Source organism: Arthrobacter sp. CAL618, from assembly GCF_000468215.1.
Lineage (GTDB): Bacteria > Actinomycetota > Actinomycetes > Actinomycetales > Micrococcaceae > Arthrobacter_D.
In genome coordinates, this window is record NZ_ASZW01000189.1 from 1 (window position 1) to 7,267 (window position 7,267).

At 67.2% G+C, this 7,267-nt stretch carries 6 protein-coding genes and 1 pseudogene; 6 read left to right on the forward strand and 1 reads right to left on the reverse strand.

Annotated features, from left to right (window positions below; translation table 11 throughout):
- The 4 genes and pseudogenes from K728_RS21400 to dapF all read left to right on the forward strand — a co-directional run.
- Nucleotides 1–485 (forward strand): annotated as a pseudogene (locus tag K728_RS21400) (lytic transglycosylase domain-containing protein); the annotation flags it as partial.
- A gap of 78 nt (nucleotides 486–563) precedes the next feature.
- Complete coding sequence (miaB, locus tag K728_RS0111405; protein ID WP_019483436.1) at nucleotides 564–2,129, forward strand: tRNA (N6-isopentenyl adenosine(37)-C2)-methylthiotransferase MiaB; 1,566 nt, start codon at nucleotides 564–566, stop codon at nucleotides 2,127–2,129.
- Nucleotides 2,130–2,131: 2 nt separating this feature from the next.
- A complete protein-coding gene (gene miaA / locus K728_RS0111410) occupies nucleotides 2,132–3,061 on the forward strand; it encodes a tRNA (adenosine(37)-N6)-dimethylallyltransferase MiaA (RefSeq protein WP_024476792.1) in 930 nt (309 codons plus the stop codon).
- Nucleotides 3,062–3,065: 4 nt separating this feature from the next.
- A complete protein-coding gene (gene dapF, locus K728_RS0111415; RefSeq protein ID WP_019483434.1) occupies nucleotides 3,066–4,010 on the forward strand; it encodes a diaminopimelate epimerase in 945 nt (314 codons plus the stop codon).
- A gap of 53 nt (nucleotides 4,011–4,063) precedes the next feature.
- Here dapF and K728_RS0111420 read toward each other — a convergent pair whose 3' ends face one another.
- Nucleotides 4,064–4,672, reverse strand: a complete 609-nt coding sequence (locus K728_RS0111420; protein WP_019483433.1) for a class I SAM-dependent methyltransferase — start codon at nucleotides 4,670–4,672, stop codon at nucleotides 4,064–4,066.
- Nucleotides 4,673–4,914: 242 nt separating this feature from the next.
- Here K728_RS0111420 and hflX point away from each other — a divergent pair, with 242 nt between their 5' ends.
- Entirely contained in the window at nucleotides 4,915–6,459 is a 1,545-nt protein-coding gene (hflX, locus tag K728_RS0111425) for a GTPase HflX (protein WP_019483432.1), read from the forward strand.
- On the forward strand, nucleotides 6,452–7,267 hold an 816-nt coding region (locus tag K728_RS23245), incomplete at its 3' end, for an ATP-dependent DNA helicase (protein ID WP_019483431.1). The genes hflX and K728_RS23245, both read left to right, overlap by 8 nt.

Sequence of the window (7,267 nt, forward strand, 5' to 3'; positions counted from 1 at the left end):
CGGCGCCCCAGTCTCCGGCGCCCCAGTCTCCAGCGCCTCTACCCATACCCATACCTGGCCCGGCCCCTGCCCCGCCCCACGCCGAGCCGGACCCCGGCACCGCGCCAACACCGCCAGCACCGGCCCCCGCACCAGCTCCAGCCCCCGCTCCGGCACCGGGCCCCGCACCGATCGTTGACGACCCCGCCGGAGCCCAGGCCTATGCTTCATCCCGACTACCGTCGTTCGGGTGGAACGGAGACGAGTTCCAGTGTCTGGTCAACCTATGGAACAAGGAATCCCGGTGGCTGACCAGCGCGAACAACCCGTACAGCGGGGCCTACGGTATTCCCCAATCCCTACCCGGCAGCAAGATGGGCAGCGCCGGCGCTGACTGGCGGACGAACTACCGCACCCAGATCGAATGGGGCCTCGGCTACATCTCCGGTAGATACGGTTCGCCGTGTGCAGCCTGGCAGCATTCGCAGCGGATGAACTGGTACTGACCGGTTCGCAGCGGTTGCCGCGGGAACTCCAGGTCCCGTCGATTGTGGGGGTCAGCGCAGCACACGTACCCTTAACGGGTGAGTCTCATTACCCCAACCCTTCCCACAGGTCCCGCCGCCGAACGGGCCGGTGTTCCTGGCGCAGCGGTGTCGGGGGCGCAGCGCACCTACGAGGTTCGGACCTACGGCTGCCAGATGAACGTCCACGACTCGGAGCGCATCTCCGGGCTGCTGGAGGCCGCCGGCTATGCCGCAGCAACGGACACCCAGGCCGACGTCGTCGTGTTCAACACCTGCGCGGTCAGGGAGAACGCCGACAACAAGCTCTACGGCAACCTCGGCATGCTCGCCTCGGTCAAGGAAACGCACCCCGGCATGCAGATCGCCGTCGGTGGCTGCCTGGCCCAGAAAGACCGCGACACCATCCTAAAGAAAGCGCCGTGGGTCGACGCGGTATTCGGCACCCACAACGTCGGCGCCCTCCCCGCGCTCCTGGAGCGGGCCCGCCACAACAACGAGGCGCAGCTGGAGATCCTCGAGTCCCTCGATGTCTTCCCGTCCACGCTCCCGACCAAGCGCGACGCCGTCTACTCCGGCTGGGTGTCCATCTCGGTCGGCTGCAACAACACCTGTACCTTCTGCATCGTCCCCGCCCTGCGCGGCAAGGAACGCGATCGGCGGCCGGGGGAGATCCTCGCCGAAATCAAGGCGCTGGTGGCCGATGGTGCGATCGAAGTGACCTTGCTGGGCCAGAACGTCAATTCCTACGGGGTGGAGTTCGGCGACCGGGGTGCCTTCGCCAAGCTCCTCCGCGCCTGCGGGAGCATCGAGGGTCTCGAACGGGTCAGGTTCACCAGCCCCCACCCGGCAGCCTTCACCGACGACGTCATCGACGCCATGGCCGAGACCCCCAACGTGATGCCCCAACTTCACATGCCCCTGCAATCGGGCTCCGACCAGATCCTCAAATCGATGCGCCGCTCGTACCGGTCGTCGAAATTCCTCGGCATCCTGGACCGGGTGCGGGCCAAAATGCCCCACGCATCGATCTCCACCGACATCATCGTCGGCTTCCCCGGGGAAACCGAGGAAGACTTCCAGGCCACCCTCGACGTCGTCGAGAAGTCCCGTTTCGCCACCGCCTTCACGTTCCAGTACTCGAAGCGGCCCGGCACCCCTGCCGCTGACCTGCCCAATCAAATCCCGAAGGCGGTGGTGCAGGAACGGTTCGAACGGCTGACCGCCTTGCAGGACCGCATCGCAGCAGAAGAGAATGCCCTCCAGCTCGGGCGGACGGTCGAGCTGATGGTCACCGCCCAGCAGGGCCGTAAAGCCAGCGAAACCCACCGTCTCTCGGGCCGGGCCCGTGACCAGCGCCTGGTTCATTTCTCGGTGCCCGACGGCGTCGAACCGCCCCGCCCCGGTGACCTGGTCACCGTCACGGTCACGGAGGCTGCCGCCTTCCACCTGGTGGCGGACCCCGCGACGCCGGCAGAACTTCACATCCGCCGGTCCCGGGCCGGTGACGCGTGGGATCGGGCACAGGCCGATTCGTGCGGCGTGCCAGCGCCTGGCGGGTCAGCCGCTGGCCCAGCAGGCGCCGTGTCGCTGGGGATGCCCTCGCTGCCGGTCCGCGGCGCCTGACGGTGCTTCCCGCTGCGCCCGCATCCCCGCCCCTGATCGCCGTCGTCGGACCCACCGGGTCGGGCAAGTCATCGCTTGGCATCGAACTCGCGCGCAGGTTCAACGGCGAAATCATCAACGCCGACTCGATGCAGTTCTATCGCGGCATGGACATTGGCACCGCCAAGGTCAGTCTTGACGAGCGGCAGGGCGTACCGCATCACCTGCTCGACACGCTCGACGTCCGGGAGGAAGCCAGCGTCGCCGCCTACCAGCAGCAGGCGCGGACCGCGATCGACGCTATCCGGGACCGCGGCAGGATGCCGATCCTGGTGGGCGGGTCGGGGCTGTACGTTCGGGCGGCCCTTGACGTCCTGGAGTTCCCTGGTACCGAGCCGGGCATCCGGGCCCAGCTGGAAGCCGACCTGGCCCGCGATGGCGCGGACCTCCTCCGCGAGCGCCTCGCGGCAGTGGACCCGATCTCCGCCGGCCGGGATCTCGATGACCGCCGGCTGATCAGGGCCCTCGAAGTGTACGAGGTGACCGGCCGCCCGTTCAGCTCCTTCATGCCGCAACGCCTGTACCACCAGCCGGCACTGCAGCTGGGCCTGCGAGTGGACCGGCCGGTGTTACGTGAGCGCCTGGCTACCAGGGTCCACACCATGGTCGACGACGGGCTGCTCGACGAAGTAGCACGCCTGGACCGCCAGGGGCTGCGGAGCGGTCGGACGGCATCCCGGGCACTGGGATACGCCCAGTTCCTTCAGGTCCTCGACGGTGAGCTGACCACGGAACAGGCAGCGAGCGACACCATCGACGCGACCCGGCGGTTTGCCCGCCGCCAGCTCACCTGGTTCCGCGCCGACCCGCGGATCACGTGGCTCGACTGGGAGGATCCGCTCCTGGGCTCCCGGGCCGCAGACCACCTCCAGCAGACCTTCGGCCTATCCTAGACACGTGACTATTCAATCCGACGCACTGGTTTCACCAGCACCGACCGCCCTGAGTGGTGTCGCCTTCACCAAGGGCCACGGCACCGGAAACGATTTTGTCCTGGTCACCGACCCGGACGGCGAGCTGGAGATCGGGCCCGACGACGTCCGCACCATCTGTGACCGGCACCGTGGTATCGGCGCAGACGGGTTGATTCGAGCGATCAGATCCCGCCACCTGCCGGAGGGGCGGGTGCTGCTCCAGAGTGATCCGTCGGCCGAGTGGTTCATGGATTACCGCAACTCGGATGGCTCGCTGTCGGAAATGTGCGGCAACGGCGTCCGGGTCTTCGTCCACCTGCTGGTCTCCGCGGGGCTGCTCAGCCTTGCCGAGGGAGCCACGGCGTCGATTGCCACCCGCGGCGGGATCAAACTGGTGGAACGGTCCGTCGATGGTTACTCGGTGGATATGGGTCCCTGGGAGTTCATCTTCCCCGACGCTGCAGCATCGCGAGCCACCGATTCCCTGGTGGAGGCCGATGGGCTGGAGGTTCCGCGGCCCGCCCTGTCAATCAGCATGGGCAACCCCCACACGGTCGTGGCACTGGCTGAGCCTGCCGAACTGGATGCCGCACGGCTGTTCACCGCGCCGGTCGTCGACCCAACGCCCGTCGACGGGACCAACGTCGAATTCGTGGTGCCGCACGATCCGCTGGTGCACGACGGCGTCGGCCGCGTCAGGATGCGGGTGCATGAGCGCGGCGTGGGGGAGACCCTGTCCTGCGGGACGGGGGCGTGCGCAGTTGCGGCGGCCACGAGATTCTGGGCCGGGGCCGAAGCGCCCCTCACCTGGCGGGTCGAGGTGCCCGGCGGCGTCGTCGGCGTCCGCTTCCACGCCGGACCTGACGGGCGCGAACATGTCAGCCTGAGCGGGCCAGCCGTCCTGGTGGCGACCGGCACCTTCCTCTAAGGGCTCCCAGACAGCCGAGCGGTGCTAGGCGGTACGCCGCTAGGCGGCGTGCGCTAGGGAGTGAGGCGTTCCACCCGGATGATCCTGAACGACTTCGAGGTAGCAGTGCGGGACACCTCGAACCCGTCGGCCAGCTGATCGGCAATCCACTTCTGCAGCGAGTCAGCGCCGAGATTCTTCTGCACCACCAGCCACGCGGACCCGCCAGGCGACAGCCGGGGCAGCCACTTCAGCAGCAGCGCGTGCAGCTCGTCCTTGCCCACCCTGATCGGTGGATTGGACCAGATGGTGTCGAAGGTGGCATCGGCGTCGACCTCTTCCGGGCGGGTCGCCACCACATTGCCCAGGCCCAACAGTTTCGCGTTTTCCGCGGTGAGCGCCAGCGCCCGTTCGTTGACGTCGACGGCGACCACCTGGGCGTCGGGCGCCAGCAGCGCCATCGTCAGTGCCAGTGGACCCCAGCCGCAGCCAATATCGAGCATCCGGGAGCCCACCGGATCGGGGGCCTCAGCGAGCAGGATGCGGGTGCCCTTGTCGATCCCGTCGGAGCTGAAGATGCCCGAGGACGTCACCAGGGTGCGCTCTACCCCGGCCAGCACCGTGCGGAGCGGTTTGCGGGTCTCCGGGCCGGCCGGCTGGGCGCTGAAGTAATGGGAATCCATAACAAACCAGCGTAGTCGAGCCGCCGACGGTTTCTGGAACCCGGTCACCGCCGAATCCGCCAGCAACCTGGGCGCCCGTGAGGGGAATTTCGGCCACCGCCGTCCCGGTTGGCCCGCCCGGTCCACTTTGCTCACCGGTAGGGCCCTGCCGCGGCGGAGGAATCAATTGCGCGCTCAGTGAAGTGCCTCACCCGATCGGGACCGGGACGACTACCATTGAAGGACACCACTTTAGGGAGCGTATGACCACGAATAACGGGGGACCGGCGACGCCGGAACCAGAGATCGGCCCAGCCGAAATTCAGGCAGTGATTGATCGGATCCTGGCTAAAGACGAGGCCGCGTCCGCGAAGGGCGCAGGCAACCGTTTCGTCGGTGTCTCATCCGGGCACGACGACGAACGGTCGTCCTACGACGGCGACCAGCAGGACCTGGACGAACGGCGTGCACTGCGACGCGTCGCAGGGCTTTCCACCGAACTCGAAGACGTCACAGAGGTCGAATACCGGCAGCTCCGCCTCGAACGCGTCGTCCTGGCAGGGCTCTGGAGTGAAGGCACCGCCGAAGATGCTGAAAACTCGCTGCGGGAACTGTCGGCGCTGGCAGCCACCGCCGGTTCAGAGGTGCTCGACGGCATCGTCCAGCGCCGGCTCAAGCCAGACCCCGGCACCTTCCTCGGCTCGGGCAAGGCCCAGGAGCTCAAGGACATCGTGGTATCCACCGGAGCCGACACCGTCATCGTGGATAGCGAACTCTCTCCCTCCCAGCGCCGCGGACTGGAAGACATCGTCAAGGTCAAGGTCATTGACCGGACGGCCCTGATCCTCGACATTTTTGCCCAGCACGCGAAATCGCGGGAGGGCAAAGCCCAGGTCGAGCTGGCACAGCTCGAATACCTACTCCCCAGGCTGCGCGGTTGGGGTGACTCCATGTCCCGCCAGGCAGGCGGCCAGGTCGGCGGCGCCGGCGCCGGGATGGGTTCCCGTGGGCCCGGCGAAACGAAGATCGAGCTTGACCGGCGGAAGATTCGCACCCGGATGGCGAAGCTGCGCCGGGAGATCAGCGGGATGAAACCAGCCCGCGAAACAAAACGCGCCAACCGCCGTCGTAATGAGATCCCCTCGGTCGCAATCGCCGGCTACACCAACGCTGGCAAATCCTCCTTGCTGAACCGCCTCACCGACGCTGGCGTCCTGGTGGAGAACGCGCTGTTCGCCACCCTGGATCCCACGGTGCGTAAGGCCGAAACCGCCGATGGGTTGGGCTACACGCTCGCCGATACGGTCGGGTTCGTCAGGTCGCTGCCCACCCAGCTGGTTGAGGCATTCCGGTCGACGCTCGAAGAGATTGCCGACTCGGACCTGATTCTCCATGTGGTGGATGTGTCCCACCCCGATCCGGAGGGGCAAATCGCCGCGGTGCGGGAAGTGCTCTCTGAGGTCGATGCCCGCAAGGTCCCCGAAATCATTGTTCTGAACAAGGCCGATGCCGCGGATCCCTTCGTGATCGAACGCCTGCGTCAACGCGAGCCCCGGCACGTGGTGGTCTCAGCCCGCACGGGCGAGGGTATCGCCGAGCTCCTCGAAGCCGTCAGCGCTGCCATCCCCCGACCCAGCGTCAAGTTGACGCTGCTGGTGCCGTACGAACGCGGCGACGTCGTCAGCAGGTTGCACCAGTCCGACGCCGAGATCCTGAACCTTGAGCACGTTGAATCGGGCACCCGGCTCGACGTCATGGTCCGTGCGGGTCTTGCCGCCGATCTGGAGGAATTCCGCCAGCATGCCTGACAGCGGTACCGCGGGGCCGCTGGAACTTCTTGACGCCGCAGTTGAAGCCATGGGCGGCGAGAACCGGGTGGGCCAGCATGAGATGACGCAACGGGTCGCCGAGGCGCTGACCACCGGGGACCACCTGCTGGTGCAGGCTGGCACGGGCACCGGTAAATCGCTGGCCTACCTCATCCCCTTGATCTCCCACGCCCTGACCCACGACAAACCGGCCATCGTATCCACCGCAACGTTGGCGTTGCAGGCCCAGATTGTCGGTCGCGACGTGCCCCGGCTGTTGAAGGCCCTCAAAGGCAAGCTACCCCGCCCCGTCGACGTGGTGCTACTCAAAGGCCGCGGCAATTACGTCTGCAAGCACAAGACGGGCGGAGGCTTCCCCGAAGAGGGGGCACCCGACGCGCTCTTCAGCCTCGGCGAGGACACCGCCGCACCGCATCCCTCCGCTGGCCCGGCCACCCCGCTGGGCCGCGAGGTTGTCAGGCTCCGGGAGTGGGCCGAAACCACCGACACGGGTGACCGGGAAGAGCTGACTCCCGGGGTGAGCGAGCAGGCGTGGCGGCAGGTGTCCGTGACCAGCATGGAATGTCTTGGCGCCCAAAAGTGCCCGGTCGCGGCGGAATGCTTCAGCGAACGGGCCAGGGCCAAGGCGGGCGACGCGGATATCGTCATCACCAACCATGCAATGCTCGCGATCAGTGCCTTCGAGGGGCTGGCGGTGCTCCCCGAGTACGACGTCGTCGTCATCGACGAAGCCCACGAACTGCATGACCGGGTCACCGGCGCGGTGTCCGGACAATTATCGGCGGGG

What these genes read in the sequence shown, in the direction of transcription:
- K728_RS0111420 (WP_019483433.1), bottom strand. Translation starts at nt 4,672, where the DNA reads ATGGATTCCCATTACTTCAGCGCCCAGCCGGCCGGCCCGGAGACCCGC.
- hflX (WP_019483432.1), top strand. Translation starts at nt 4,915, where the DNA reads ATGACCACGAATAACGGGGGACCGGCGACGCCGGAACCAGAGATCGGC.